The sequence below is a fragment of the Thermococcus sp. genome (assembly GCF_027066465.1).
GTDB lineage: Archaea > Methanobacteriota_B > Thermococci > Thermococcales > Thermococcaceae > Thermococcus.
In genome coordinates, this window is sequence record NZ_JAMONU010000186.1 from 1 (window position 1) to 24,190 (window position 24,190).

The 24,190-nt window shown below is 53.3% G+C and carries 31 protein-coding genes, 1 tRNA gene and 1 CRISPR repeat array; of the genes, 14 read left to right on the plus strand and 18 right to left on the minus strand.

What is annotated here, in order from left to right; genetic code table 11:
• Window positions 1–9 precede the first annotated feature (9 nt).
• Window positions 10–707: a CRISPR direct-repeat array (repeat unit 30 nt; unit sequence GTTGCAATAAGACTCTAGGAGAATTGAAAG).
• An 89-nt stretch (window positions 708–796) separates the two neighbouring features.
• Window positions 797–1,180, plus strand: coding sequence for a hypothetical protein (locus MVK46_RS09165; protein WP_297536375.1), 384 nt, complete (start codon window positions 797–799; stop codon window positions 1,178–1,180).
• Between the two features lie 84 nt (window positions 1,181–1,264).
• Here MVK46_RS09165 and MVK46_RS09170 read toward each other — a convergent pair whose 3' ends face one another.
• Genes MVK46_RS09170 through MVK46_RS09185 form a run of 4 tightly spaced genes read right to left on the minus strand, consistent with a single transcriptional unit; the run spans window position 1,265 to window position 3,874 of the window.
• Window positions 1,265–2,542 carry an ABC transporter permease gene (locus MVK46_RS09170; protein ID WP_297536376.1) on the minus strand — a complete coding sequence of 426 codons (1,278 nt, stop codon included), beginning with the start codon at window positions 2,540–2,542 and terminating at the stop codon, window positions 1,265–1,267.
• The gene (locus tag MVK46_RS09175) at window positions 2,539–3,300 is read right to left on the minus strand and encodes an ABC transporter ATP-binding protein (RefSeq protein ID WP_297536377.1); all 762 of its coding nucleotides are present in this window, start codon (window positions 3,298–3,300) and stop codon (window positions 2,539–2,541) included. The genes MVK46_RS09170 and MVK46_RS09175 overlap by 4 nt, the downstream gene beginning before the upstream one ends.
• A complete protein-coding gene (locus MVK46_RS09180; RefSeq protein ID WP_297536378.1) occupies window positions 3,284–3,493 on the minus strand; it encodes a helix-turn-helix transcriptional regulator in 210 nt (69 codons plus the stop codon). Before MVK46_RS09180 ends, MVK46_RS09175 begins: the two co-directional genes overlap by 17 nt.
• Entirely contained in the window at window positions 3,494–3,874 is a 381-nt protein-coding gene (locus MVK46_RS09185; protein ID WP_297536379.1) for a DUF2178 domain-containing protein, read from the minus strand.
• A 106-nt stretch (window positions 3,875–3,980) separates the two neighbouring features.
• Between MVK46_RS09185 and MVK46_RS09190 the strand changes: the two genes are divergently transcribed.
• Window positions 3,981–4,068 (plus strand) — tRNA-Leu (locus MVK46_RS09190).
• A gap of 41 nt (window positions 4,069–4,109) precedes the next feature.
• Here the strand turns inward: MVK46_RS09190 and MVK46_RS09195 are convergent.
• The 4 genes from MVK46_RS09195 to cgi121 all read right to left on the minus strand — a co-directional run bounded on the left by MVK46_RS09195 (window position 4,110) and on the right by cgi121 (window position 7,265).
• Window positions 4,110–5,303, minus strand: coding sequence for an MFS transporter (locus MVK46_RS09195; RefSeq protein ID WP_297536380.1), 1,194 nt, complete (start codon window positions 5,301–5,303; stop codon window positions 4,110–4,112).
• Between the two features lie 11 nt (window positions 5,304–5,314).
• Window positions 5,315–5,581 carry a TMEM165/GDT1 family protein gene (locus tag MVK46_RS09200; protein WP_297536381.1) on the minus strand — a complete coding sequence of 89 codons (267 nt, stop codon included), beginning with the start codon at window positions 5,579–5,581 and terminating at the stop codon, window positions 5,315–5,317.
• Window positions 5,582–5,590: 9 nt separating this feature from the next.
• The gene (locus MVK46_RS09205) at window positions 5,591–6,769 is read right to left on the minus strand and encodes an aminotransferase class I/II-fold pyridoxal phosphate-dependent enzyme (protein ID WP_297536382.1); all 1,179 of its coding nucleotides are present in this window, start codon (window positions 6,767–6,769) and stop codon (window positions 5,591–5,593) included.
• Between the two features lie 85 nt (window positions 6,770–6,854).
• Complete coding sequence (gene cgi121 / locus MVK46_RS09210) at window positions 6,855–7,265, minus strand: KEOPS complex subunit Cgi121 (RefSeq protein ID WP_297536383.1); 411 nt, start codon at window positions 7,263–7,265, stop codon at window positions 6,855–6,857.
• 157 nt (window positions 7,266–7,422) lie between these two features.
• On the opposite strand from cgi121, the gene MVK46_RS09215 reads away from it, so the two are divergent.
• From MVK46_RS09215 to MVK46_RS09230, 4 genes are read left to right on the plus strand one after another with little or no spacing between them, the layout of a single operon-like run.
• Window positions 7,423–7,614, plus strand: coding sequence for a ribbon-helix-helix domain-containing protein (locus MVK46_RS09215; protein ID WP_297536384.1), 192 nt, complete (start codon window positions 7,423–7,425; stop codon window positions 7,612–7,614).
• Window positions 7,615–7,673: 59 nt separating this feature from the next.
• The gene (ftsZ, locus tag MVK46_RS09220) at window positions 7,674–8,915 is read left to right on the plus strand and encodes a cell division protein FtsZ (RefSeq protein ID WP_297536385.1); all 1,242 of its coding nucleotides are present in this window, start codon (window positions 7,674–7,676) and stop codon (window positions 8,913–8,915) included.
• 27 nt (window positions 8,916–8,942) lie between these two features.
• Window positions 8,943–9,713 carry a ParA family protein gene (locus MVK46_RS09225; protein ID WP_297536386.1) on the plus strand — a complete coding sequence of 257 codons (771 nt, stop codon included), beginning with the start codon at window positions 8,943–8,945 and terminating at the stop codon, window positions 9,711–9,713.
• Window positions 9,700–10,023, plus strand: a complete 324-nt coding sequence (locus MVK46_RS09230; protein ID WP_297536387.1) for a CopG family transcriptional regulator — start codon at window positions 9,700–9,702, stop codon at window positions 10,021–10,023. The genes MVK46_RS09225 and MVK46_RS09230 overlap by 14 nt, the downstream gene beginning before the upstream one ends.
• Before the next feature lie 46 nt (window positions 10,024–10,069).
• Here MVK46_RS09230 and MVK46_RS09235 read toward each other — a convergent pair whose 3' ends face one another.
• Genes MVK46_RS09235 through MVK46_RS09260 form a run of 6 tightly spaced genes read right to left on the minus strand, consistent with a single transcriptional unit; the run spans window position 10,070 to window position 14,795 of the window.
• Complete coding sequence (locus tag MVK46_RS09235) at window positions 10,070–10,507, minus strand: FAD synthase (RefSeq protein WP_297536388.1); 438 nt, start codon at window positions 10,505–10,507, stop codon at window positions 10,070–10,072.
• 1 nt (window position 10,508) lies between these two features.
• Window positions 10,509–11,027 carry an RNA-binding protein gene (locus MVK46_RS09240; protein WP_297536389.1) on the minus strand — a complete coding sequence of 173 codons (519 nt, stop codon included), beginning with the start codon at window positions 11,025–11,027 and terminating at the stop codon, window positions 10,509–10,511.
• Entirely contained in the window at window positions 11,018–11,659 is a 642-nt protein-coding gene (gene pyrF, locus MVK46_RS09245; RefSeq protein ID WP_297536390.1) for an orotidine-5'-phosphate decarboxylase, read from the minus strand. Before pyrF ends, MVK46_RS09240 begins: the two co-directional genes overlap by 10 nt.
• A gap of 4 nt (window positions 11,660–11,663) precedes the next feature.
• The gene (locus tag MVK46_RS09250; protein ID WP_297536391.1) at window positions 11,664–12,257 is read right to left on the minus strand and encodes a DUF4443 domain-containing protein; all 594 of its coding nucleotides are present in this window, start codon (window positions 12,255–12,257) and stop codon (window positions 11,664–11,666) included.
• A 47-nt stretch (window positions 12,258–12,304) separates the two neighbouring features.
• On the minus strand, window positions 12,305–13,453 hold the full coding sequence (locus MVK46_RS09255; RefSeq protein WP_297536392.1) for an inositol-3-phosphate synthase: 1,149 nt from the start codon (window positions 13,451–13,453) through the stop codon (window positions 12,305–12,307).
• A 43-nt stretch (window positions 13,454–13,496) separates the two neighbouring features.
• Window positions 13,497–14,795: a bifunctional L-myo-inositol-1-phosphate cytidylyltransferase/CDP-L-myo-inositol myo-inositolphosphotransferase gene (locus MVK46_RS09260; protein WP_297536401.1), complete on the minus strand. Its 1,299-nt coding sequence runs from the start codon at window positions 14,793–14,795 to the stop codon at window positions 13,497–13,499.
• A 93-nt stretch (window positions 14,796–14,888) separates the two neighbouring features.
• On the opposite strand from MVK46_RS09260, the gene MVK46_RS09265 reads away from it, so the two are divergent.
• The 4 genes from MVK46_RS09265 (at window position 14,889) to MVK46_RS09280 (ending at window position 18,945) form a co-directional block, all read left to right on the plus strand.
• Window positions 14,889–15,563 carry a TIGR00289 family protein gene (locus MVK46_RS09265; protein ID WP_297536393.1) on the plus strand — a complete coding sequence of 225 codons (675 nt, stop codon included), beginning with the start codon at window positions 14,889–14,891 and terminating at the stop codon, window positions 15,561–15,563.
• A 61-nt stretch (window positions 15,564–15,624) separates the two neighbouring features.
• The gene (locus tag MVK46_RS09270; RefSeq protein ID WP_297536394.1) at window positions 15,625–16,665 is read left to right on the plus strand and encodes a hypothetical protein; all 1,041 of its coding nucleotides are present in this window, start codon (window positions 15,625–15,627) and stop codon (window positions 16,663–16,665) included.
• 64 nt (window positions 16,666–16,729) lie between these two features.
• Window positions 16,730–17,491, plus strand: coding sequence for an ABC transporter ATP-binding protein (locus tag MVK46_RS09275; protein WP_297536395.1), 762 nt, complete (start codon window positions 16,730–16,732; stop codon window positions 17,489–17,491).
• Window positions 17,491–18,945: a hypothetical protein gene (locus MVK46_RS09280; RefSeq protein WP_297536396.1), complete on the plus strand. Its 1,455-nt coding sequence runs from the start codon at window positions 17,491–17,493 to the stop codon at window positions 18,943–18,945. The genes MVK46_RS09275 and MVK46_RS09280 overlap by 1 nt, the downstream gene beginning before the upstream one ends.
• Here MVK46_RS09280 and MVK46_RS09285 read toward each other — a convergent pair.
• The 3 genes from MVK46_RS09285 to MVK46_RS09295 form a co-directional block, all read right to left on the minus strand.
• A complete protein-coding gene (locus MVK46_RS09285; protein WP_297536397.1) occupies window positions 18,935–19,291 on the minus strand; it encodes an Mth938-like domain-containing protein in 357 nt (118 codons plus the stop codon). The genes MVK46_RS09280 and MVK46_RS09285 overlap by 11 nt on opposite strands.
• Entirely contained in the window at window positions 19,292–19,795 is a 504-nt protein-coding gene (locus MVK46_RS09290) for an NUDIX hydrolase (RefSeq protein ID WP_297536402.1), read from the minus strand. It lies immediately after the preceding gene.
• A 78-nt stretch (window positions 19,796–19,873) separates the two neighbouring features.
• A complete protein-coding gene (locus MVK46_RS09295) occupies window positions 19,874–20,698 on the minus strand; it encodes a carbohydrate kinase (protein ID WP_297536398.1) in 825 nt (274 codons plus the stop codon).
• 123 nt (window positions 20,699–20,821) lie between these two features.
• On the opposite strand from MVK46_RS09295, the gene MVK46_RS09300 reads away from it, so the two are divergent.
• Genes MVK46_RS09300 through MVK46_RS09310 form a run of 3 tightly spaced genes read left to right on the plus strand, consistent with a single transcriptional unit; the run spans window position 20,822 to window position 22,538 of the window.
• Complete coding sequence (locus MVK46_RS09300; protein ID WP_297536399.1) at window positions 20,822–21,130, plus strand: Gar1/Naf1 family protein; 309 nt, start codon at window positions 20,822–20,824, stop codon at window positions 21,128–21,130.
• A 5-nt stretch (window positions 21,131–21,135) separates the two neighbouring features.
• A complete protein-coding gene (locus tag MVK46_RS09305) occupies window positions 21,136–22,047 on the plus strand; it encodes a transcription initiation factor IIB (protein WP_297536403.1) in 912 nt (303 codons plus the stop codon).
• A 2-nt stretch (window positions 22,048–22,049) separates the two neighbouring features.
• Window positions 22,050–22,538 carry a metallophosphoesterase gene (locus MVK46_RS09310; protein ID WP_297536404.1) on the plus strand — a complete coding sequence of 163 codons (489 nt, stop codon included), beginning with the start codon at window positions 22,050–22,052 and terminating at the stop codon, window positions 22,536–22,538.
• Between the two features lie 26 nt (window positions 22,539–22,564).
• Here MVK46_RS09310 and hpkB read toward each other — a convergent pair whose 3' ends face one another.
• Window positions 22,565–22,768, minus strand: a complete 204-nt coding sequence (gene hpkB, locus MVK46_RS09315; RefSeq protein ID WP_011251239.1) for an archaeal histone HpkB — start codon at window positions 22,766–22,768, stop codon at window positions 22,565–22,567.
• 351 nt (window positions 22,769–23,119) lie between these two features.
• On the opposite strand from hpkB, the gene rbcL reads away from it, so the two are divergent.
• Window positions 23,120–24,190: type III ribulose-bisphosphate carboxylase (rbcL, locus tag MVK46_RS09320; RefSeq protein WP_297536400.1), on the plus strand; the 1,071-nt coding region annotated here is incomplete at its 3' end.

A 24,190-nucleotide genomic window follows, 5' to 3' on the forward strand; every position in this document is an offset into this window, starting at 1 on the left:
CGAAATCATGTTGCAATAAGACTCTAGGAGAATTGAAAGATCTCATCTATCTTCTGGACAGGGAAAAATGCGACATGTTGCAATAAGACTCTAGGAGAATTGAAAGACTGACTTTCTCTTTCAGCTGAGTGCCAGGAGGACGGTTGCAATAAGACTCTAGGAGAATTGAAAGCTGGAGCTTCGCCCTGACCTTTGCAAAGCTCCAGGAAGTTGCAATAAGACTCTAGGAGAATTGAAAGTGCTCCTATGCACTTCTGAGCAGGGGAAGCAATGTATGTTGCAATAAGACTCTAGGAGAATTGAAAGACATATACCTTGCGAAAACACTTCCGTTTAACATTTGTTGCAATAAGACTCTAGGAGAATTGAAAGTGATGAGACGATTAGAATCCTTCTCGCGCAAGCAAAAGTTGCAATAAGACTCTAGGAGAATTGAAAGATTTGATGCTATCGGGGTCGTCGAATAAGTGCTCGTGTTGCAATAAGACTCTAGGAGAATTGAAAGTCTTTTTTCACCTCCTCCTTCACTTTCTTCCAGGCCAGTTGCAATAAGACTCTAGGAGAATTGAAAGTTCAGGCCCTCGAAGTGGCCCTCACCGAAGACACGGCGTTGCAATAAGACTCTAGGAGAATTGAAAGAAGGGCTTCGTTGCGGGCGAGCTTCACGACTGGCTGGAGTTGCAATAAGACTCTAGGAGAATTGAAAAAACCTCACCGCGCTTACTCTGACCGACAACAATGTTGCACAATAAAATCTAAAACTCTAGTGTGCCTAAAAGAGTAGAGGTAGCGGAGAATGGAGTTGAAAAAACTTTTAGAGAGCATGGACGAAGGAGTAAACATAGCCTTCTCAAAAACAGGGTTGGCTTGGACTAGTTTATTTGTAATCATTGAGTCATTTTTAGTATTTAAAAAGGATATAAATGTGAACTGGATGTTATCTATCTGGCCTCTTGTAGTTACAGCGGGGAGTATAGCGATTGCGATAGATTTATTCCGTAGCAAATCTCAGGAAGAGGTCTTGAAGAGAGTAAAGATGGTCTCAGGAGCATTGTTTATAGTTGCAACAATGGAAGTACTGGTATGGGCGTGTATAAACATTAAGTGGGGGTGCCTAATTGTAGTCTCGTGGTTGGTTCTAGTAACATGGTTATTGTTTAACAGAACTCAGCAACATTAGATATTATTGAACGAAGAATTAGGGAATCTAAACAAAAATGAAATACAAATTGGGAGAGAGTTTCCTAATTGTATTGTGAATCAATTAAATCCTCTTCCTCCTGCCCCATTTTATCTGCGCTGTCAGTATCTTCTCCGTTGAAAAGAGCCACGCCGTTGCGTACAGGGTGGCGAGCGCTACGATGAGCAGGTAGACGACGCTGAAAACTACGGGCCGGTAGCTCCCCATGAGGACGTGCCTGTAGTCTATTATCGGGTGCGTGAATGGAATCGCGAGGAGAGCATACCTAGCAACTGGTGAGAGGGCGTTGATGTCCGTGTACATCAGCAGGAACGCGGGGAACGCGAGGGGCATTATAACTGCGCTGACCAGCGTCGTGGCGCTCTGAACGTCCTCGGCAAACACCGCCACAATCATGGCGAGGCTGAGCGCGATTATAATCGTGAGGAACACCGCCAGCGCGAAGAGCATGCCCCCCAGTGGGGTTACCGTCAGTCCGAGCTGTTGCAGGCTTACCCCCGTCGTTCCGGTGTTGAATGAAGCCATGTAGTACTTCATTCCAATCATGTAAGCAACCGCCGCCACAAGCCCCATAACAGCCGTTCCGAATATCTTGGAGGCGACTATATACGTTCTGGGGACCGGGAGAGTGAGAAGCGTTTCGAGGGTTTTGTTTTCTTTTTCGCTCGCTATCGCCCCGGCGGCCATCTGGGAGGTCACCATAACCATCATGAAAACCACGAGGGGAATCGTCATGGCCTGTGAGACTATTATGCTCGAGACTATCGCCGGGGAGACGTCGACCACGCGGCCGTTTATCACCGACTCGCTCTTGAGGACTATCGGGTGTAGCACCGCGTTCGGGTTCTTGGCACCGAGGTTCTTCACCTTTATCTCCGCTATTCCCTCGCTGAGGACGTTGAGGATGGCGCTTATCCTGCCTGCACTCACGCTCTCCTTCATGCCCGTGCTTATGGTGGTGAATATCCCGTACAGCTCGACGGTAGCGGTTTCGTTCGATTCGAGCCTCTTCGAGAAGTCGGGCGGAATCACGACGAGAACGTTCTGGTTGAGCCTGAGGGCCTCGCTTATGGCTTCCTCGACGTTGCTCGCGTTGACCACGACCACGCTCACGTTGGGCGAGTTCCGGAGGACGCTGATTAAAAGCCTCCCGTACTTGCCATTGTCGAAGTTTGCAACTGCCACGTGAGTTGTGCCCTTCGCCTGCTCTAGACCCATCGTGAAGGCGTGTCCGAGAACCGGGAGGAGAACAAGCGGGACAACAACGAGTCCGAACAGAAGCTTTTTGTCCCTGAAGAAGTTTTTGAGTTCCTTCTTCGCGAGAACCCAGAAGTCGCTCATGAACCTTCACCCCCGACCGGCTCGGGGATTTCCACGCCCACGGCTTTCATAAAGACTTCCTCAAGGTTCTCCGCGTCGTACTTCTCCTTCAGCTCCCCTGGGGTGCCGGTTTCCACTATGCGTCCCTCGTTTATCAGAGCAACCCTGTCGCAGAGGAACTCGACCTCGAGCATGTTGTGACTTGAGATTAGGAACGTAACTCCCTCGTTCCTCGCGAAGGCCTTTATCGTCTTCCTTATCTCGTAGGCGTTCACTATATCGAGTCCGCTCGCCGGCTCGTCGAGGATTGCCAGCTTCGGCCTCACCATGAGCGCCCTCGCTATCAGGAGCTTGCGCGTCATCCCCTTAGAATAGGTTGAGACCTTGTCGTCGAGCCTCTCACCGAGTCCCGAAATCCTTACCCCCAGCTCCAGCATTTTCCTGGCCTTCCGTTCGTCCTTCGCGTAGAGCCTCGCCATGAACTCGAGGTATTCCCTGCCGGTGAGGTTCTTGTAGGCGCCGGCCTCCTCGGGGAGGTAGCTTATAAGACCCCTGACCCTGCCCGCGTCTTTAACGACGTCGTGTCCCGCTATCCTCGCGGTTCCGCCGGTTGGCTTCAGGAGCGTTGCGAGAATCTTGAGGGTCGTGCTCTTCCCGGCTCCGTTCGGGCCGATGAGGCCAAATATTTCGCCCTCTCTGATGGAGAAGCTTATTCCCCTGAGGGCCTTTATCCTCCCGTAGTCCTTCTCGAGGTTCTCAACTTCAACGAGCACCTTCATCACCCTCGTAGATGAAGACGTCCTCGATTTTAACTCCGAAGAAGCGGGCAATCTTGAAGGCGAGCCTGAGGGAAGGGTCGTATTTACCCTTCTCAATCGCTATAATGGTCTGCCTCGTGACGCCCAGCTCTTTTGCAAGCTCCTCCTGTGTCAAACCCCTCGCCTCCCTCAGCTCGCGCAGGCGGTTCTTCACTCACATCACCCGTGAATAGTAGTGTCTAAGCGCTAGGTGTAGCAGGGACATTCCCACCAGAACGGCACTCAGACTCTCGAAAGCTCCCTTTATTTCAGGATTTGACGTCTTTAATGAGAGGAAAAGCACGGAAAAACCAAGTGCCACTATGATAATTTGGAGAGTTCTCCTGGAAGCTATTTCGTTTATCCTGATTGTCCTTTCGTCTTCTAAAACAATTCCCTTCTCACTGAGCCATGAAGAGTACCAGTTGGCAAAGACCATTGCTAGGGCTAAGGCAATAACTCCGATTTCTCCGCGTCCTGAGCGGACTGAGAAAAATATTGTAAACCCCGCAATAATCCCAACGAGGACGGGAGGGACTCTGAGCATTCTTTCCATAGGTCTCACCATTTGTGTAAAGTTTCCTTTACGTAAAGCTTCCTTTACACCCTTATAAGGGTTTCCCCTCAAAGCTTTTAAAGGGAGAGCGAAAACTCACTTCCGCGCGGGGGTTGCCGAGCCTGGTCAAAGGCGCGGGATTTAGGGTCCCGTCCCGCAGGGGTTCCCGGGTTCAAATCCCGGCCCCCGCACCAGAAGGCTTCTCGCATAAAGAATCACATAAAGAAAAGAGAATTCAGGAGTACTGTTCCACCGGAAGCCTCATTCTGCTGGATATCAGAAGCAGGATTATTCCAAGGAGGGCCATTGCCAGGTATATCAGCATCCCTGTCGTAACGCCCTGGACGAGGACGAACATCACGTTTGGAGCGACGGCGTTGGCGGAGTTCGAGATGAGTCCGAGCGCGAAGCTTGCCTCTGGGTAGATTTCCTTTGGATACGCCGCCGGAGCGGTGGTCCAGAAAGCCGGACCGGTTCCCTGCACGATGCCCGTTATCGCGATTCCGAGGAGTGCCAGCGTGTAGTCGTTGGCGAGGATTGACTTCCAGACGATGAATATTCCCGCAAACGTTACCGCGTACGATATAGTCATAACGCTGACGATAGCCTTGAAGAGACCCCTGTTGCTGGGGTTCTTAACGGAGAGCCTGTACCCGAGGTAGCCCATTATGATTGACCACAGCCCCATTGAGACCTCAAGGGCCATCACGAGGTTCGCCACCTGGGCGCTGCTGAAGTGAACCCTGTTGAGGGTGAACGAGCCTAGGGTGAAGATAATCCAGAGGGCCGGGAAGAACGTGAAGCCGAAGACCCAGGTAAAGGGCATCTTCCAAACGTTGGAACCGGAGGAACGCTTCTCCTTGGGTATCTCGAAGTCCTCCACCAAAAGCCACCAGATTCCGAGGAGGACGTACATGATAACTGCTGAGACGAGGAAAGCGACCTTAACGGCTTCCCAGCCCGAATAGGCGCTTGACGCCCACTTGGCGAGGTTTATGCCGTAGATTCCACCCCAGAAGATGCCCGATAAGATTATTCCCTTCGCAAAGGGCCTTTCGGCGACGAAGAGTCTTCCAATCTGGTTGCTGAAGACCGCTATCAGGGCAACTATGAAGCCCTGGAAGAAGCGCAGCGCGACCACGCCCCACCAGTTGGGGACGAAGGGAATTATGAACTGAGGAATTGCCGCGAAGCTTACTATTAGAGCAACGCTCCTTTTGAACGACCCCTTAAACAGACTCGTTCCCCCGAGGAGGAACGCCACGAAAAGGCCAACAACGAAAGCCGTCTGCTGGTAGCCCATCATCGTCGACGTTATCCCGTAGTGGCTCAAAACAACGCTTTTGAACTTCTCGAGCATGTGCATCGTTCCGAAACCCGATGCCAGCAGAACCGTGTTGATAAACACGGTCGTCCACCGCTTGGCCATGGCACATCACCTCACAGCCTTCCCATGAGCATGAGCACACCGAACACTATGAACAGAACTCCCGCGCATCTCTTAACGAGGGAGTGGGGGAGCAGGTTTCCAATCTCCTGACCGATTAAAGCTCCAATCAGGTTGACAGCTGCCAGACCCAGTATCGCCCCCAGAAACGCGGTTTTCCAGCCGTACTTCGAGGCAAAGGTTATCGTCGTGAGCTGGGTTTTGTCCCCGAACTCGGCTAGAAAAGTTGTTATAAGGACAAGAAGCAGGGGACTGTCCATCCGACCACCTCACAGCTTTGAGAGCGCTTCCCTCATTCTCTCCATGGCCTCTATGAGCTTATCCTTTTTGGTGGCGTAGCTTATCCTGAGCCATCCCTCCCCCTGCTTTCCGAAGGCGGTTCCTGGAATGACGACGACGCGCGCGTTGTCGAGGAGCCAGTTTGCAAAGTCCTCACTGCTCATATCGAGCTCCGGGTCAATCTTGACCCATACGTAGAAGGCTCCCTTCGGCTTGAAGGGCTGAAGATGCGGCATGTCGTTGAGGTACTTGAGGACGAGCCTCCTCCTCTCGGCGTAGACTTCCCTCATCCTCTCAACGGCCTCCCAGCTTCTCCTGTCCCTCAGGGCCGTTATACCCGCTATCTGCACGAAGGAGGTTACGTTTCCGATGACGTAGGCGTGAAGCTTAATCATATCCCGTATTACCTCTTCGGGGGCAATGGCAAAGCCGAGGCGCCAGCCGGTCATTGCAAAGGTCTTTGAGAATGAGTTTGCCAGTATCGTGTTGTCGGGGGCGTACTTAATCATTGGGTAGTGCTTGGCCCCCTCGTAAAGGAAGTGCTCGTAGGGTTCGTCGCTCAGAACGTATATGTTGTAGTCCTGGGCTATGTCGGCTATGGCTTTGATTACATCCTTCTTCATAACAGCCCCCGTGGGGTTGTTGGGGTAGTTTATGACAATCATTCTTGTCCTCTTTGTTATGGCCTCTATGAGCTCGTCGGGGTTGAGGCGGAACTTGTACTCCTCTCTGAGGGGGATTCTGATTATCCCCGCCTCGGCTATCTTGGCGTCCTCAACGTAGCAGACGAAAGCGGGGTCAGGAATTATAACGTCGTCTCCCTGCTCGAGAATCGTCTGAAACGCGAGGTATGTGGCCTCATAAGCGCCGGCCGTTACTAGGATGTTGCCAGTGTCTATGTCAACATTGTAGAACTCCCTGTAGTATTCCGATATCGCTTCCCTGAACTCGGGAATGCCGGCGTTTGGCGTGTAATGGGTGTAGCCTTCTTCAATGGCTCTCTTGGCAGCCTCTTTAATAACCTCAGGAGTGTCAAAATCGGGTTCTCCTATCCCGAGGGAGATAACGTCCTCCATCTTGGACGCCTTTTCAAACAGTTCCCTAATCTTGGAGCGCTGAATTATGTTTATCCTCTCCGCTAGGAAGTACTTCCTTTTTTTGTAGCGCATCCTCAATCCCCCCGACACCTGGGGTTGAAGGAGGCCTCTATATAAATCTATTCCCACAAAAAGAACAGGCTAAGTTTGGAAAGACCTATAAAACTTCGACAAGAGCTGATTTTTCAAAAAAAGTTTTCATTTCTTCCTTGGAGCAGGATTCAACTGCTATTTCCCTCAACCCGTGCCTTTTAATGAAGTCCTCAACATCCCTTCTCTTTCCGAACACGACCAAGTAGTTCTCCCCCTTTCTGACCCCCCTTTTTCTTATAGCATCCTTTATTTGAATCTCTCCGCTCAGACGCAGGAGTAGCTCCCCGCCAAGGGTCTTTGCATGGTTGGTGCCTCTTTCAAATGCCCTCAGGGCGAGAACTGCGGCAAAGGCAACTTCCTGCCAGCAACTGGCCCTTACGAGTTGCACGTTGCCCCCTATGTGGGGTATCACTTCATCTGGGTTCTCAACGAGGACTCTGGAAATCCAGACCCCCCTCAGTACCTCCTCTGCCATTTCACCACCACTTCATGCTTTTTTTCTCTGCTTTTAAAAGAATTGTTCAAAAAATTTTTGAAATTAATAATATTGTAATATTATCAAAAAGCACAAAGTATTTAACTACTTAAACCGCTATCTACCTTAGCGGCTTAATGGACTGGGTGGTGCAGGGATGAGCAGGATGAAGATAATCAGCGTTCAGCTCCCTCAGGGCCTTATAAACGCCATGGACCAGCTGGTTAAGAAGGGTGTTTACCCAAACCGGAGTGAAGTCATCCGTGAGGCAATCCGAGAGCTCCTCAAGAGGGAGCTTTACAGACTCGAGACCACCGAGAGGTCCACCCCGGACTATGTGATTAAATAATCCCGTTTAATCCCCTGGTAAAATCAGGGTTTAATACTCAACGATGGGGGTTGGGGCAGATGGTGTTTAAGTTGCTGGAGCAGGCGGGTATAAAGATAGACCTTGAGGACGAGCCAAAGAAGCTTCCAACTGAGGAAAAGTTTTCAGAGGAAGAGGAAGACCTGATAAGGATTGTTATAGTCGGCGTGGGTGGTTCCGGTAACAATACCGTAACGAGGCTTTATGAGCTCGGGGTTCAGGGCGCCGAGCTTATAGCCATGAACACCGATGCCCAGGCTCTCAGGCATGCTAAAGCCCATAAGAAGCTTCTCCTCGGCAAGGAGATAACGCAGGGCAAGGGCTCCGGAGGAGACCCGGAGATAGGCTACCGTGCGGCCGAGGCAAGTGCCCATGAGATTGCCGAGACAATCGGGGATGCCGATTTGGTTTTCATAACGGCCGGGATGGGCAACGGAACCGGAACCGGTGCGGCTCCGGTTGTGGCAAGGGTTGTCAAGGAGCGCGCCAGGCACAACGGCAGGTTTAGGGAACCCCTCGTCGTAAGCGTTGTAACGTTCCCCTTCAAGAACGAGGGCAAGCTGAGGATTGAGAAGGCGAAGGCCGGGATAAAGGCTCTGCTCTACTATTCAGACACTGTAATCATAATCGAGAACGACAAACTCCTCCAGCTCGTTCCAAAGCTTCCGATAAACGCGGCCTTCCGCTTCGCCGACGAGATAATAGCGAGAATGGTCAAGGGAATAACCGAGACCATTAAGCTCCCGTCGATGGTGAACATAGACTTCGCTGACGTTTACAGCGTCATGCACAACGGCGGTGCGGCTTTGATTGGAATAGGCGAGAGCGATTCGAGCAACAGGGCCGTCGATGCCGTCAAGAACGCCCTCCAGAACAAGCTCCTCGACGTCGAGTACGGAAGCGGTGAGAAGGCCCTAGTTCACTTCACCGTTGGCCCGGACGTCAGCCTTGGGGAAATCAACGAGGCCATGAACGTCGTTTACGAGAAGCTCGGTGAGAAGAGCGAAATCAAGTGGGGAGCTAGGATTGACGAGGACATGGGCAAGATGGTCAGGGCCATGGTGATAATGACCGGGGTTAAAAGCCCGCACATCCTTGGCGGTGAAACTGCGCTTCAGCTCGCCCCGAAGGAGAGCATACTGAAACCCGAACCTAAAAAGCCCTTTGGCGACTTCAAGGACAAAATATATGAAACAATAGTTAACCGGAGTTTGGAGGGGCCGGGAAGAAAACTCTCCCCCGGGATAAGCTCGATTTTTGACGACTTCCTTGACCTCAGCTGACCTCCTTCAATTTTTAGGGTGAAAGTGATGGCCGCAGTCATCAGTATAGCCAACCAGAAGGGTGGTGTTGGAAAAACAACGCTGACGATGAACTTGGGCTTCGCACTGGCGGACATGGGAAAGAGGGTTCTCTTGGTGGACATAGACCCCCAGTTCAACCTGACGTTTGGGCTTATAGGGATGCGGGTTCTTAACCACGCCGACAGGAACGTTGGAACCCTCATGACGAGGGAAAGCGAGATAGATGAAAGCCTGGTTAGGGTAAGAAAGAACCTCGACCTCATTCCAAGCCATTTAAACCTCTCGGCCAAGGAGATTGAGATAATAAACACATACAACCGCGAGAGGAGGCTTGAAAAGGCCCTGCTACCAATTCTTCCAGACTACGACTACGTTCTCATAGACAATCCGCCGAGCATGGGGATATTCCTCGTAAACTCGCTAACGGCTTCCGATTACGTGCTCATCCCTCTCGAGCTAAGCTACTTTGGCGTCATAGGGATGCAGCTCATGTTCAACCTCATGAGAATGATTCGCGAAGAAACCAACGAGAACCTGAAACTGCTAGGCCTCGTTCCCAACAAGTTCACCAAACAGACTAAGGTTCCGAAGCTCCGCCTCAAGGAGCTGAAGGAAACATATCCGGACGCGCCGATACTGACAACGATTCCGAGGGCAATAGCCCTTGAGAAGGCTCAGAGTGAGGGTAAGAGCATCTTTGAGTTTGACGGTAAAAGCCGCGCCGCCAAGGCCTTTCTAAAGCTTGCGAAAGAGGTGGTTGAGGTTGTCGAGGGATAAACTTCCAAGACTGTTTGAGGGTTCAATAGACGAACTCACCAAACCGTCAAAGCCTTCTAAGAAGAAGCCCGACCTGAAAAAGGAGAAGATGCAGAAAACACTTTACGTCAGCAGGGACATGAACGTGAAGCTCATTCAGCTCTACGCCGAAGAGGGGAGAAGGCAGAGCGCCATCGTTGAAGATGCCGTTAACCTCTACTACTACCTCCGCCTCGCCCTCGGTGAGAAGAAGTTCGGTGAACTTTTGAGCGCAGTCAAAAGGGAGGACCCCGATTTTCTCAGGGAGTACCTCTTAAAACTCAAACTTTGAATAGGCCCCACCCCGGGTGGATGTTCAAATCAGGGCTAAAATAAGCTCATTCGCAGTACTCCTCTATTATCCTCTGTATTATCTTGCTGGTCTTCGCCCGGTCGCTCTTGTAGAGGTAGGGAACGCGGATTACTTCTGCCTCTATTCCGTGCTTTCTCAGTTCTTCCTTGAGTTTCTCGCAGTTGAACTTCTGGTCGGGACCGATTGCTATTACGTCCGGGTCTATGCGCTTCACGAGCTCGAAGTCTATTCCTCCGGGCGAGCCGATGTAAACCTCGTCCACGTATTTTATCGCCCTCAGCAGTTCCGCCCTGTCCTCCGCCGGGTTTATCGGGTTCCTCCGCTTGTTTTTTCTGACTGTCTCGTCGTGGGCGACTATAACTACAAGCTCGTCGCCGAGCTCTTTTGCCTGCTTCAAAAAGTGTATATGTCCGACGTGAAGGATGTCGAAGACGCCTCCGACGAGAACTCGTATTTTTCTCATTTCACCCCACCGTGATGTTCCAGATTTTATCCTTGGCGTGGTGGATGTTCTTCACAGCCTTCCCCTTGGGCTTCTCCTTCATCGCCTTACCGCTCATGAGGGCTATGCCTATTGCGAGCGGCCTTCCGTACTGCTCTTCAACGACAAAGACGAAGTCGCCCTCCTTGATGTTCTCATCGGCGTCAACTATGCCAGCGGCCATAACGTCAGCGCCGTTGATGATGTATGGAACTGCCCCCTCGTCAACGACAACGCGCCTCGGCCACTTCCTCAGGTCCTCCTCGTTGGACAGCTCGTAGAGCGCTATGACGAGCGGGAAAATCAGGCCCTTGCGCCTTATGAAGAAGGGCTTTCCGTTGACGAGGAGGATTTCAGTGGTCTTGTCGAACTCCGCAACCTCAACGCGGTCCTTCTTGCTCAGCATCTTCTCTGCTATTTCTTCGCCGAAAATCTCGGCCATCTCGCGGATTATGGCCTTTACCTCCTTCTTGCTGAGGGGGTGCTTGACCTTCAGCTCCACGCTTTCACCTCCTCGTAAATCCGTCTCGCGCTCTCCCTCGGGTTATCGCTCGCGTAAATCGAACGGCCCACGATGATGTAGTCGGCACCGGCCTTTAAAGCCTCGCCAGCCTTCCCACCCTGGGCGCCAACTCCTGGAGTCAGGATTTTGATTCCCGGCTTGAGCTTCGAGCGAATGTAATTGACACGCTCGGGCCTCGTGGCCGGAGCTATTACCCCGAAGGGCTCGAGCCGGTTGGCGAGCTCTATTAGACTATCAGTCACCGGCTGTATGAACTCCTTCGACCCGGGATGGCTCATCTCGACGACGATTATCGTCTTCCCGAGCTCCATAACCGCTTTAACGCTGTCGCTCCCGACGAAACCGTGCGCTATGATGTAATCCGCACCGGCCTCGAAAACCTTATCCGCTATCAGCCGGTTGGTGTTTGGAATGTCCGCAAGCTTGAGGTCGGCTATAACCGGGAGGCCGGTCTCCTCCTTGAGTTCGGGGATTATGCCCAGTCCAGAGCCAATGATGAGGGGCCAGTTCACCTTAATCGCCCAGAGGTAGTCCGCCGTTTCTCGGGCTATCTCAAGGGCCCTCTCGCGCTCGTAGACGTCAAGGGCGAGGATAAGCCTGCTGTCGGCCATTGACTCACCTCACGAGGGACTTTATCTCCTCCGGCACGTCCTTGAGGAAAACCGCCACGTGGTAGGCGCTCTTCATTGCATCGGCCGGGTTCTCGGCCCACGTGACGACGACCATATCTCCATCATCAGGCCCAAGAACGGAGAGCTTTTCCGCTAACTCGGGCATGGTTTCCCGCAGGGGCCTGCCGTCCTCCGGAAAAACCACCTCCCCGTTTTTAACGACGAGAATCATGGCCCCCCTGGCGAGGAATCTTATTGCTTCATCGCGAAGCTCGATGCTCTTAAATTCCGGCGGGTTCCTTACGATGAGGGCGTACGCCGGGAAGCCCTCAACCTCCCCAACCCTCCGAACCTCCGAGAACTCTTTTGATATCCCCCCCAGGAGCTTCCTGCCCCTCTCGCTCAGGACGTGTCCCCTCTGGGAGGACTCTATAACCCCCATCCCTGAGAGCTTTCTCAAAAGGGTCCTCACGCTTCCTTCTCCAAGGTCCAAAAGCTCTGATATTGTCTTCCTGCCAATTGGATTTCTGAGAAGGAACAGAACCGCCACAACGTCCTCGACGGTAAACTCAGGATAGGCTCCCCTCTTCCAGCTCATTCTCACCCACCGAGAAGAGTAGGAAAAAGGAAGTTAAAAGCTTGCCGTCAGAGCCACCTCGGCTTCAGTCCGGCCCAGGCGCGCATCTTCTCGTGGGCAATGATGCGCGGGATGTTGGGCATCTCCTTCGGGCCGGGGTTCTTCATGTAGAAGGCGTTGACCTCGTAAACGGTTCCGAAGGCCTTCTTCTCGACGGCAATCTTTCCGAGTCTCACCAAGTCGACGAGCAGACCTGCCAGAGCCGGGCTGTCGTTTATCCTTCCAGTTATGACGAGCTCGTCGTGGGCGCCGTTGAACGAAACGTACTCGATGTGCATCGCTATGAACTTCTTGTCGCCGAGCGGCTCGAGGAAGCCGGTCGGCTTGATGTAGTGCGGTGCGTCGTAGCCGAGGAGATCTTTGACGATGGAGCTCTTGGTGAACTCCTTGCTCTTGTTGCGCTCCTTGTCGGTCAGGGCAAGGAAGTCTTGGTTTCCTCCGATGTTGAACTGGGCTATATCGAGGACGTAGCGGTTCCTCTGGGCGAGGTGAGCCAAGATGTCAGCGGTCAGCGGGGTTGCTCCGGTTGCCCCGTCGTCGCCGAAGATGACGAGGTTGCTCTCCTTGGCAAGCTCAACGAAGGCCGGGTCGTTGGCTATAAGCGTTGGAATCGCGTTGACGAACGCGGCACCACCGACTTCCTTCGCGTACTGGGCGGCCGCGTAGACGTAGACCTGGGTAGCTGTGAGCCTGTCCTTCCTGTTCTCGGCTATGGCCTTTTCAAGCTCTTCCTTCTTCTCGAAGGGAACGAAAGCTTCCGTTGTGCAGACGTTGACGATAACGTCGGGCTTAAGCTCCTTCCACTCTCCGACGAGGTGCTCTACCGCTTCGCTGAGGGTCATCTCGTCGTCTAGGCCAGTGGCCTCGAGCGGGAGGTTCCTGAGGCTTCCGAGGTGGACGCCCTTCCTTATGGTTATTCCCCTGAGGCTCTCCGGGGCCTCGGAGTCGTAGGTTTTGACGACCTCATGAAGGTCCTTGCCGACCTTGGCCTTGTCAACGTCGTAGGAGCCAACGATTTCTATGTCCTTAATCTTAATCGGAAGCTCGTCCGCCAGCGGAACGCCGTAGGGCTCGAGCTTTCCTGCCTTTATCTTCTCGAGGCCGCTCGCGAATATGCTTGCAACGTAGCCCTGCCCGAGTATAACAACCCTCACCATCTCTTCTCCACCTCCTTTGTTGTTTTCAAATATTTTATGGTTGTTAAATAGTTTTCGGTTGTGAAACTTTTCTGGCTATGAAGTATGCGGTGATTCCAACACGGAGATTTGTCAAAACCATCAGCAGACCAAAGAGCAGTCTTACGGAAGTTGCCGAGGGCCAGAGCAGGAAGAGCATCGTCAGAAATATTCTCTCGTCTCTTTTTCCGGGTAGCCTTCGAAGGGCCGGTATCGCCCTGTAGGCGTCCCTGCAGAACGCCGCTTTGAACCTCTCGGTTGAGTAGCTGACCATCACCGAACCGAGCAGGGCGAGCAGTGCTACGAAATACCACAGCGGCTCCCTGAGCGTTGAGTACGCGAGCAACGCCAAGAACGCCCCGTCTACGTAGCGGTCGAGAAGGGAATCCACGTAGCCGCCGAGTTTGCTCGTTCTGAGCTGTGCCCTCGCAAGTTCCCCGTCGACGCCGTCGAGTATCGAGCTGAGCTGGTAGAGGATTCCCGCCAGGGGCAGGCTGACGAGCGTTAGGATGGCAGAGAACATACCGAGGGCGAACGTGACGACCGTCATCTGGTTTGGAGTGACCCTCTCAACCAGCAGGTAGCTGATTCTGGTCGAGATTTTCCTGTTGATGTGCCTGCTGATGAAACCGTCTCCAATTCCCTTCACCGACGTGAAGACGAGCATTTTTCTTGCCCTCTTGAGCTCTTTGGGAGTGTCCACGTCTGTCCAGCCGAGGCCATCTACAAAGGTAACGGGAAGCTTCGCCCTCTCAACTACCTCACTTAAGGAGTAGTCACCGTTATCCTCTTCTTCGAGCTCGGCCGTCACATTAAAGATTCTATCGTCGAGTATGAAGAAGCCCGTATCAACGGCGTCCCAATCCTTCAGTCCCTTTCCTATTTTCTCAACCCTGCCCCCTCTGACCTGAACCTTTGTGGCCTCATCAACGTCAATCCACCTCGGCCTTCTGTCCGCTATCAGGCCCCGTCCTTTCACGGCTTCCTCCACAAAGGTCTCGCTGTAGACGTGGTCGCTCATGACCAGAACGAACCTTCCGGAGACCTTTTCGCGGGCGAGGTGGAGGGAGTGTCCGTTGCCCTTTTCCGGCTCCGGGTTCAACACGAACTCCGCGCTGAAGCCGTGTCTCCTGATGAACTCCCTGTAGGCCTCGAGGTAGCGCCCGTTGGTCACTATTACGAACCTCTCCACGCCCTGTCTCTGGAGCAGTGTCATCGTTCGGTACAGTATTTCCCTTCCCGCTACCTTGACGAGTCCCTTGGGCTTCCCGCCCATTCTCGTTCCGAGGCCGGCCGCGAGAACCACTGCGGTCTTTGGAGCCATTGGCATCACCTTTTTAAGCCCCTCGAGAAGGTCTCATCGGGAGAAGCATTATTAAATTAACAAATTGTAATTTAAATCTTTCGGTGGTGCACCATGAGGGTTGCCGTGCTCTACTCCGGTGGTAAGGACTCCAACTACGCCCTCTACTGGGCGCTCAAGCAGGGGTTCGAGGTCAAGTACCTCATCTCGATGGTGAGCGAGAGGGAAGACAGCTACATGTACCACGTACCAAACATTCACCTCACGGAACTGCAGGCGAGAGCCATTGGGATTCCCCTCGTCAAGGGGTTCACCAGCGGAGAGAAGGAGAAGGAAGTTGAGGACATGAAGGCGGTCCTCGAGGGCCTGAAGGTTGATGGCGTGGTTGCCGGAGCTTTAGCCAGTGAGTACCAGAAGCGGAGGGTTGACAGGGTCGCGAGGGAGCTTGGGCTTGAGAGCTTTGCTCCAGCCTGGCACCGCGACCCGGTGGATTACATGAGGGAGCTGATTGGGATTTTCGATGCCGTTATTGTCGGGGTCTCGGCTTACGGACTAGACGAGAGCTGGCTCGGGCGGAGGATTGATGAAAAGGCCTTGAATGAGCTGGTTAGCCTCCACGAGAGGTACGGAATCCACGTGGCCGGAGAGGGCGGGGAGTTCGAGACCTTCGTTCGCGACGCACCTTTCTTCAGGGCTAGGATAGTCTTCGACGAGGTCGAGAAGAAGTGGGACGAATGCAACTATTCGGGAGTGCTGGAAGTGAAGAAGGCACACCTTGAGAGAAAGTAATTTTTGGATAATTTTGGAAAGGTTTAAGTAGTTTTTATTGTTATTTTTCCGGGTGGTTTTAATGGTCAGTATTAACACAGCGTTTGAACTTTTTGGGCAACTTGTGAAAAAACGCTTTGAGCGAATAGCTGATGGTAAAGCTCCAATATCGGAAATATCTCATGAAAGTGAGGACACGATTAGGTACATGATGTTTTATGCACTCACAAACGTTCTCGGTATTCGACCGGAGTTCGTGTTCTTGGAATACCCTCACCCACACGTTCCAGCCAAGAAAACTCCCAAGCTTGACACGTTTGTTGAGGCCCATAACGGAATTCCCTCCATGGCTTTTGAGATGAAGTTCTCAACAAAGTCCCCCAATTTAAACGCATTTCCCAAGCCAATGACGCTAGGTTTGGTAATCTCAGACTTGATTAGACTGGCGTACCTCCATGATGTAAGCAAGAGATATTTTGTTTGGGTTTTTGATAGAGAGATGGGGTTGTACCTATGCAATCGGACTGACTCTTGGAAAAAACTTGTAATGCTTCCAGTAGGCTCAAGCTTTAACGTGACTAAGGATGAACTAATGTCAGTTCGCCCCAAGATAATCAAAAAGACCATTGAAAAGAACATTCAGGCTTTAGAAGAGCTGGAGATTGATGAACTCTGTGTCTCTGTTGTTCACGCTGAGAACTTTTTCGTAGACAGGAAAATCTTAGGAATCCGAGTGTACGAAATAAACCCCATGGTTATCTGTTCTAATCCCAAGGAACAATCTGGCTCCCTGTGTGTGGATTTTAAATCTGGGAGAGGGCGAAGAAAACGGCCGGAAGGGCATTCATGGAACAACAGCAAGTATTTAGCCCTTGCAGAATGGCTCAGAAGTATTAACAGAGAGCGCTTTACGATATCCCTCAATGCACTTGAAAGAGAAATCAGGAGAATAAACCCCGACTTTTCCCTGCCTTCAGCTTCGAGGAAGCATGTTGCTTGGTGGGCAAATCACTGGGGGAATGTTCAGGCTGGTTGTGGATGGCTTTCCGCTGGCTGGAAGGCAAGGCCCATATTAAAAGACGGGAGAATAACCGGTGTGGAGTTCATCCCTTTTTATTCTTAACGTAAATTCTCACACCCATGGAAAAGGTTATTAAACCGTTGGCAGATTTACCCCGGGTGGTGGTGTGATAGAGGTTGAAGACCTCTTCAAGGTCTTTGGCTCGAAGACGGCCGTGAAGGGAATAAGTTTTACCGTTAAAGACGGCGAGATATACGGTCTGCTCGGTCCAAACGGAAGCGGTAAGAGCACTACCCTCAGAATCCTCGCCGGCATAATCCCCCCAACCCGGGGGAAAGTTCTCGTTGAGGGGGTAAACGTTGCAGAGAACCCCCTTGAAGTAAAGAGGATAACCGGTTACATTCCCGAAACGCCTCTCCTCTACGAGAGCCTGACCCCGATGGAGTTCTTCTCCTTCGTGGGGAGCATAAGAGAAGTTCCAAGAGCGGAGCTTGAGGAGCGCGTGAGCAGACTGGTTAAGGCCTTCGGAATAGAGGAATACCTCGGCGAGCTGATAGGAACGCTCAGCTTTGGAACCCAGCAGAAGGTTTCGATAATAGCCGGTTTGCTCCACGACCCAAAGGCCCTAATCCTCGACGAGGCCATCAACGGTCTCGACCCAAAGAGCGCGCGCATAATGAAGGAGCTTCTCAACCGCTTTAAAGAGGAGGGAAAAAGCATAGTCTTCTCGACGCACATTCTCGCGGTTGCCGAAGCGTTATGTGACAGAGTAGGCATAATCTACAACGGGGAGATAATAGCGGAGGGAACGCCGGAGCAGCTCAAGGAGTTCGTCCACGAGGAGAGCCTTGAAGACGTCTTCCTCAAGCTGACCGAGAGCCAGGAGGAGGTAAGCTCCCTCGTCAGGGCCCTAAGGGAGGCCTTCTGATGGAGTGGGAGATAGTAAACGTCCTCTACCGCGAGATAACCTATAAACGGCTGAAGGCAAATCCCCAGCTCTCGATGGACTGGAACAAGTTCATGAAAGCGTTCAAGCGGAGTGGAAGCCTCAAGAGAACCCTGCTGAGCCAGTCGGCCCTCTTCTTTTTCCTGAGCCTCACCCTCGTACCGGGTGTCTACTATGTTAAAAATCCCTCCGGTTCTGCTGTAATCTACGCGAGCTACTGCATGCTCCCGCTGATAATGGCCCTCTACGGAACGGCCGTTACGGCGCAGTATGCCGTCTCACTCGGCCTTTTCGAGCCTCTACTCTCGCTCCCGGTTCGCGTCGGCGGAAAGTACCTCAGCGTAATGCTTCTCATAACTCAACTGCCCTCTGTGCTCTTTCTCCTCGCCCCAGCAGTGGCCTTGTCCCTGAAGCTCGGGCCGGCTGCTGGAGTCCTCGGCTTCGCTTGGGCTTTAATGGGCACCATGCTCGGCCACACCCTCGGTCTGCTCATCTACGACCGCTTTGGAAAGGCCTCCGGCGGGAAGTTCTCCGGCCTCAAAACAGCCTTCAAGGCCTTTGGAATACTCCTCGTAATGTCGCTTTTCTACGGCCTGAACTACCTCCAGCGCTACGTTGCAAGCCACTACGAAACGCTTAAGGGCGTTTTCGAGAGGTACTCTGTGGTGTATCCCTTCTCGGTCTCGACGGTCGAGAAGCCCCTCCTCTCGCTCGGCCTCCTGGCCGTTTACGGCCTTGTGATTGGAGTGGTCTACGTTTCAACGGTTAGAAGGCTCTGGAGAAGGATAAGCGAGGGGACGGCAACCGAGAGAAGAGGCGGTAAGGCGAGGCTCTCGCTCCACAGCCCGGCCCTGGCGCTGGCGCTCAAGGACTTCAAGATAGCGACGAGGAACACGGCACTGCTGACCGGCCTGCTGATGCCCGTTGTGGTCATCATCCCGTCCCTCGCCGGTGCGTTGAAGTCGGGAAGCAGGGACTCGGCCCTCGGCTTTGTCTTGGCCGTTGGCTGGACTTCCACCATAGCGATAGACGCCGTTTTGAAGATAGACGGCAGGGCATTTGAAGTCCTTCACTCGCTCCCGCTGAACCTCCGGGCGTTCCTGAGGGGCAAACTCATAACGATGACCGCAGTTCCGGTAACGGCCGGTCTGCTGGCGGTTCTGGGTCTCTCGCTCAGGAACCCAAGCTCACTGAAAGTCCTTCCTCTCGCTCTCCTCCTGCCGGTCGCGACAGCTGGAACGACGCTGACAATCTTTTACTGGGGAATTGGGGAGGTGGCGCTACCTCAGACGACGTGGAAAAAGATGCTCCTCGCCCTGTTCGCGAACGGGCTAATAATTGGAGCTACAGCTGGGCTGTGGTACGTTGAGTGGTCCCTCTCGCTACCCTTCATGCTCCTCGTTGATGCGCTGTTGCTCTGGCATCTCAACAGGTGACGTGGAAGATTCCAAGGACTCTTTTCTTTTCGTTGAGCTCGTTGAATAGCTCCACGGCCTCCCCTGTTGGGAGCTCATAGACCTCCTTGTCTCCCACCAGCTCCCTGCTCTCGGGGAGTAGCGAGAGGTAGCCGTAGTAGCCTGTGCCAACGATTAGAACGTCGAAGTCCTCGGTCAGGTACTCCCTAAGCTCTTCCGGGTCAAGCCTGTGGCTCGTTCCGTGTTTGTTTTTGCTCAGCCACTTCTTTCTCTTCTCAACCCTTCCGCTCGGGTAGATTACGATGTCATGCTCGTAGGTTTTCCCATCGACTACTATCCTCCCGAAGGAGGGATATTCGAGCTTCATTCACTTCACCCCGAGGGCGTCCCTCAGTATTCTCCCGTGGTCAAAGGCCAGGGGTAGCTTGAGGGCCTCATCCACCGGGAATACGTGGACTTCCTTGGCGTCGTCTCCTGCCTTCAGCTTCCCTTCACCGAGGCACAGGAATGCGACCGAGACGGTGTGACCCCTCGGGTCTCTGCCAGGGTCGGAGTAAACGCCCACCAGTCTGAGTATCCTGACGTCTAAACCGGTTTCCTCCTTCATTTCCCTCTTAAGGGCATCCTCAACGCTCTCGCCGTACTCCACGAAGCCGCCCGGAAGGGCGTAGAAATCCTTGAAGGGTTCGCGCTTTCTCCTAATCAGGACGACGCCGTTGTTGTGAATTATCACCCCGTCCACCGTAAGCCCTATGCACCTGTGGACTTCCGCCTTGAACCCATGCCTCTCGGCGAGGGCCTTTACTTCCTCACGGAACCCGCTTAGGTCTGCTCCCTTTGGGGCCTTAACGAGGAGAACGTACCTGTCCATAACCATCACCTCAGGGAAGTCCCTTCTCATCAGCCTTCAGCGTGCTGACGTTTCATCATCGGTCGAGATGTATTGGCATCAACCGTTTATAGCTTCGACCCTCACCTTCTCGGCCAGTTCCTCAACGTCCTCCATGTCAAACCCCATGCTCCTGTCCTTCAGGAACAGGCTCGTAAAGGCTACAGCCCTCTTGAGTGCCTCTACGAATGCGTTTCTCCGGTAGAAACCTGTGAACGAGCCTAGGAAAACGTCCCCGGCTCCCGTTGTTTCCTCCGTGCTGACTGGGACCGGCAGGAAGCGGTAGGGGATGGAGCAGTGGTAGGCCTTTCCGGGCTTCGGTCCGTTTGAAAGAAGCAGAACGTCTACATCTCCCGGCTCAAGCTCCACGTGTTTAAACTCCGAAAAGTCCGAGTGCAGAACGTGTATCCCCCGTAGGAACGAGCCTTCACGCCTGAGGAACTTTACGCTACCCAGCTCGGGGGAGCGGATGAACCCCTGAAGGTCTGCGGAGACAAGCCTTCCCCTCTTCAGGGCCTCAGAGACCAGCTCCTCGGGAATCTCGTTGGCAACGGGGTTCAGAAGAACAACGTCGTAGTTTTTCTTTGGGAGGCTCTTTATCGGCGACGCCCTCGCGAGAAGCCTCAGTGTCCTCGTGTTCGAGTCGGTGTAATTGAGCTCGTAGGTGGTCGTTTCTTGAGAGGGAACTATTCTCAGCTTCCCTATGGAGCAGAGTCTCTCTATCCACTCTCCGGGAAGGTCCGAGAAGGACGTCAGTATCTCAACCTCATAGAACTTTGAGAGCGCGAGCGCTGAGTAGTAGGCGCCTCCCCCGAGTCTCTCCTCAACGTGGGTGCCCCTCTTTATTATATCCCTGACCACGTGGCCAACGATTAGACACCTCATTTTTACCAATCCCAATCTTTTACTCTCTGTCGGTTAAGATTAAAAATCTTTCCAAAATAACCGAAAGGTTTTTAAGTGAATAAGCGAAAAGCTTAAAAGGATATATGGTTCTGGGGTGGGGCTATGAAGCGCTTGGGTAAGGTTTCTCACTACGCGAAGCAGGGTTTCCTTATCGTCAGGACTGACTGGGTTCCTTCGCTCAATGAGCCCGTTGTGGACAAAAACCTGAAACACGTTGGCGTTATCAAAGATGTTTTTGGTCCCGTTGATTATCCCTATGTTGCCGTTAAGCCTCGCGTTAAGAATCCTGAGGACTACGTTGGTGCTCTTCTCTACGTGGACACAAGAAAAACACGTTCTCCCGAATCAAGGGGCAGTTCGAAGCCCAGAAAGGGCAAGCGTTCTCGCCCCGCCCCCAGGAGAAGGGGGTGAGAGCTATTACTCCGAAAAGGGTATGCCCCGTGTGTGGGTCAACCGAGTTTATATACGACCCCAGGAGGGGAGAGATAGTCTGCAGGGTCTGCGGTTACGTTATTGAGGAGAACGTTGTCGATGAGGGTCCAGAGTGGAGGGCATTCGACCCGGACCAGAGGGCCAGACGCGCGAGAACTGGCGCGCCGATGACGCTGATGATACACGACAAGGGCCTCTCGACCGATATAGACTGGCGCGACAAGGACATACACGGCAACCAGATAACCGGAATGTATAGGACGAAGATGAGAAGGCTCCGCATGTGGCAGAGGAGGATGCGCATAAACGACGCCGCGGAAAGAAACCTCGCCTTCGCGCTGAGCGAGCTTGACAGGATGGCGGCACAGATGCGCCTCCCGAGGCGCGTCAAGGAGGTTGCGGCTTCTCTATACAGGAAGGCCGTCATGAAGAAGCTCATTCGCGGCCGCTCGATAGAGGGCATGGTTTCAGCGGCTCTCTACGCAGCGTGCAGAATGGAGGGCATTCCACGGACCCTTGACGAGATTGCGGCGGTTTCAAAGGTTACGAAGAAGGAAATCGGGAGGAGCTACCGCTTCCTTGCGAGGGGTCTCAACCTGAACCTCCGTCCCACGAGCCCGATAGAATACGTTGACCGCTTTGGAGACGCCCTTGGCGTCAGCTCAAGAACCAAGGAGAGGGCGAAGGAAATTCTCCGCGAGGCCATAAAGCGTGGCATAACCAGCGGAAAAGGTCCAACGGGATTAGCCGCGGCGGCGCTCTACGTCGCTTCACTCCTTGAGGGGGAGAAAAAGACCCAGCGCGAGGTCGCCGAGGTCGCGCACGTCACCGAGGTGACCGTCAGGAACCGCTACAAGGAACTCGTAGAAAAGCTCGGTATAAACGTGCCGATGTGACGATGATAGCGGTTTTAAGCGACACCCACGTGGGGGACAAGGCAAAGGCCCTTCCCATTCCCCTTTTGGAGAAGCTTAAAGAGGTCAGTCCAGAACTCATTATCCACGCCGGCGATGTGACGTCACCGGAGGTCCTTGAGACCCTTGAGGAGATAGCACCCGTGATAGCGGTCAGGGGAAACGCCGACCACCTCAGCCTTCCGGAGGAGGAAACCGTTGAAGTTGGAGGAATGAGAATCGGCGTGATTCACGGGCATCAGCTTCTAAGCCTCAACGCGCAGTTTTTAAGCCTGAAGGCCCTCGACATGGAGGTTGACCTGCTCGTCTTCGGCCACACCCACCGCTTCTACTTTGAGTCCTTCAGCGTCTACGGAAGAAGGGTTCACCTCCTGAACCCGGGTTCACCGACGTTTCCACGGTGGGACGAGGCCGGCTTCGCGGTTCTAAAGCCCGGAGAAGAGCCGAGCGTTAAAAGAGTGAAGTTATGGTAAACGGAAAAGAGAACGGGAAAAGGACATCAGCTCTTTATAGCGAGCTTGATGTCCTCGGCCTTGACGGTCTTCCTGCCGGCGTGCTGAGCGAGGGCAACGGCCTTCTTGGCAATCTCAAGGGCCTTCTCCTCAAGGTGCTCGGCGAGGACCTTGGCGGCCTCCTCGCTGACGCGGGCGGCGCCGGCCTTCCTTATAAGCCTGTCAACCGGGGCAATTGGAAGCTCGGCCATCCACAACACCTCCTACTTTTCTTTTGCAGGTTTCTGCGTTCTATTCTAGGAGCGAAGGCCTATATAAACCTTTCGGAAACGGAGCTCTCGGACTCGGCCTATTTGCCGGATTTCCGTTAATCGTCGAGAATTTGCTCCAACTTGGCAGATAAAATAGTCTGGGCAAAAACGGCAACCTGGGGGAGAAGATAGGAACCGCTCTAAAGCGGGTCGGATTGATTAACCAGAACTTGAAAATCCTTTAAAATTTAGCTCATCTACGTAAACTTTAGGGCATGAAAGAACAGATGCGGGCCATAGAGTTTTTATAGGCTTGGGTGGTATAGGATGTCTACCAAGGAGGTGTTGCGAATGGTCGAAAAGTTCGACAAGATATACGACTACTACGTGGACAAGGACTACGAGCCGAACAAGAAGAGAGACGTCGTGGCCGTTTTTAGGGTAACCCCCGCGAAGGGCTTTACAATCGAGCAGGCCGCCGGAGCGGTAGCGGCAGAGAGCTCGACGGGAACCTGGACGACCCTCTACCCCTGGTACGAGCAGGAGCGCTGGTCTGACCTCTCAGCTAAAGCCTACGACTTCGTTCAGGTTGGAGAGGACGAGTGGATAGTCAGGATAGCCTACCCTGTTCACATCTTCGAGGAGTGGAACATGCCCGGCTTCCTCGCGAGCGTCGCGGGCAACGTCTTCGGAATGAAGCGCGTTGAGTGGCTCCGCCTCGAGGACCTATACCTTCCGGAGAGGTTCCTCAGGGACTTCAAGGGACCGGCCTTCGGTATTAAGGGCGTCAGGAAGAAGCTCGGCATCGAGAAGAGGCCCCTCTACGGCGTCGTCCCCAAGCCCAAGGTCGGCTACTCCCCTGAGGAGGTTGAAAAGCTTGCCTACGAGCTGTTCTCTGGCGGAGCGGACTTCCTCAAGGACGACGAGAACATAACGAGTCCCTGGTACAACCGCTTCGAGGAGAGGGCCGAGAGGATAACCAAAGTTATGGAGAAGGTCGAGAACGAGACCGGCGAGAAGAAGACCTGGTTCGCCAACATCACCGCCGACATTCGCGAGATGGAGAGAAGACTGGAAATCCTCGCCGACCTTGGAAATCCGCACGCGATGGTCGACGTTGTCATAACCGGCTGGGCCGCCTTGGAGTACATCCGCGACCTGGCGGAGGACTACGGCATAGCCATACACGCCCACAGGGCCATGCACGCGGCCTTCGACAGGAATCCCAAGCACGGCATCTCGATGTTCGTCCTGGCGAAGCTCTTCCGCGTCATCGGCGTTGACCAGCTCCACATCGGAACGGCCGGCGTTGGAAAGCTCGAAGGTGGCAAGTGGGACGTCGTTCAGAACAAGCGCATAATCACCGAGAGCCACTACAAGCCTGAGGAGAACGACGTCATCCACATGGAGCAGAAGTTCTAC

Excerpts from the sequence above, each read along its gene's own strand:
- MVK46_RS09165 (WP_297536375.1), top strand. The coding sequence starts at position 797 with ATGGAGTTGAAAAAACTTTTAGAGAGCATGGACGAAGGAGTAAACATA.
- MVK46_RS09170 (WP_297536376.1), bottom strand. The coding sequence starts at position 2,542 with ATGAGCGACTTCTGGGTTCTCGCGAAGAAGGAACTCAAAAACTTCTTC.
- MVK46_RS09175 (WP_297536377.1), bottom strand. The coding sequence starts at position 3,300 with ATGAAGGTGCTCGTTGAAGTTGAGAACCTCGAGAAGGACTACGGGAGG.
- MVK46_RS09185 (WP_297536379.1), bottom strand. The coding sequence starts at position 3,874 with ATGGAAAGAATGCTCAGAGTCCCTCCCGTCCTCGTTGGGATTATTGCG.
- MVK46_RS09195 (WP_297536380.1), bottom strand. The coding sequence starts at position 5,303 with ATGGCCAAGCGGTGGACGACCGTGTTTATCAACACGGTTCTGCTGGCA.
- MVK46_RS09200 (WP_297536381.1), bottom strand. The coding sequence starts at position 5,581 with ATGGACAGTCCCCTGCTTCTTGTCCTTATAACAACTTTTCTAGCCGAG.
- MVK46_RS09205 (WP_297536382.1), bottom strand. The coding sequence starts at position 6,769 with ATGCGCTACAAAAAAAGGAAGTACTTCCTAGCGGAGAGGATAAACATA.
- cgi121 (WP_297536383.1), bottom strand. The coding sequence starts at position 7,265 with ATGGCAGAGGAGGTACTGAGGGGGGTCTGGATTTCCAGAGTCCTCGTT.
- MVK46_RS09215 (WP_297536384.1), top strand. The coding sequence starts at position 7,423 with ATGAGCAGGATGAAGATAATCAGCGTTCAGCTCCCTCAGGGCCTTATA.
- ftsZ (WP_297536385.1), top strand. The coding sequence starts at position 7,674 with ATGGTGTTTAAGTTGCTGGAGCAGGCGGGTATAAAGATAGACCTTGAG.
- MVK46_RS09225 (WP_297536386.1), top strand. The coding sequence starts at position 8,943 with ATGGCCGCAGTCATCAGTATAGCCAACCAGAAGGGTGGTGTTGGAAAA.
- MVK46_RS09235 (WP_297536388.1), bottom strand. The coding sequence starts at position 10,507 with ATGAGAAAAATACGAGTTCTCGTCGGAGGCGTCTTCGACATCCTTCAC.
- pyrF (WP_297536390.1), bottom strand. The coding sequence starts at position 11,659 with ATGGCCGACAGCAGGCTTATCCTCGCCCTTGACGTCTACGAGCGCGAG.
- MVK46_RS09250 (WP_297536391.1), bottom strand. The coding sequence starts at position 12,257 with ATGAGCTGGAAGAGGGGAGCCTATCCTGAGTTTACCGTCGAGGACGTT.
- MVK46_RS09255 (WP_297536392.1), bottom strand. The coding sequence starts at position 13,453 with ATGGTGAGGGTTGTTATACTCGGGCAGGGCTACGTTGCAAGCATATTC.
- MVK46_RS09260 (WP_297536401.1), bottom strand. The coding sequence starts at position 14,795 with ATGGCTCCAAAGACCGCAGTGGTTCTCGCGGCCGGCCTCGGAACGAGA.
- MVK46_RS09265 (WP_297536393.1), top strand. The coding sequence starts at position 14,889 with ATGAGGGTTGCCGTGCTCTACTCCGGTGGTAAGGACTCCAACTACGCC.
- MVK46_RS09270 (WP_297536394.1), top strand. The coding sequence starts at position 15,625 with ATGGTCAGTATTAACACAGCGTTTGAACTTTTTGGGCAACTTGTGAAA.
- MVK46_RS09280 (WP_297536396.1), top strand. The coding sequence starts at position 17,491 with ATGGAGTGGGAGATAGTAAACGTCCTCTACCGCGAGATAACCTATAAA.
- MVK46_RS09285 (WP_297536397.1), bottom strand. The coding sequence starts at position 19,291 with ATGAAGCTCGAATATCCCTCCTTCGGGAGGATAGTAGTCGATGGGAAA.
- MVK46_RS09290 (WP_297536402.1), bottom strand. The coding sequence starts at position 19,795 with ATGGACAGGTACGTTCTCCTCGTTAAGGCCCCAAAGGGAGCAGACCTA.
- MVK46_RS09295 (WP_297536398.1), bottom strand. The coding sequence starts at position 20,698 with ATGAGGTGTCTAATCGTTGGCCACGTGGTCAGGGATATAATAAAGAGG.
- MVK46_RS09300 (WP_297536399.1), top strand. The coding sequence starts at position 20,822 with ATGAAGCGCTTGGGTAAGGTTTCTCACTACGCGAAGCAGGGTTTCCTT.
- MVK46_RS09310 (WP_297536404.1), top strand. The coding sequence starts at position 22,050 with ATGATAGCGGTTTTAAGCGACACCCACGTGGGGGACAAGGCAAAGGCC.
- hpkB (WP_011251239.1), bottom strand. The coding sequence starts at position 22,768 with ATGGCCGAGCTTCCAATTGCCCCGGTTGACAGGCTTATAAGGAAGGCC.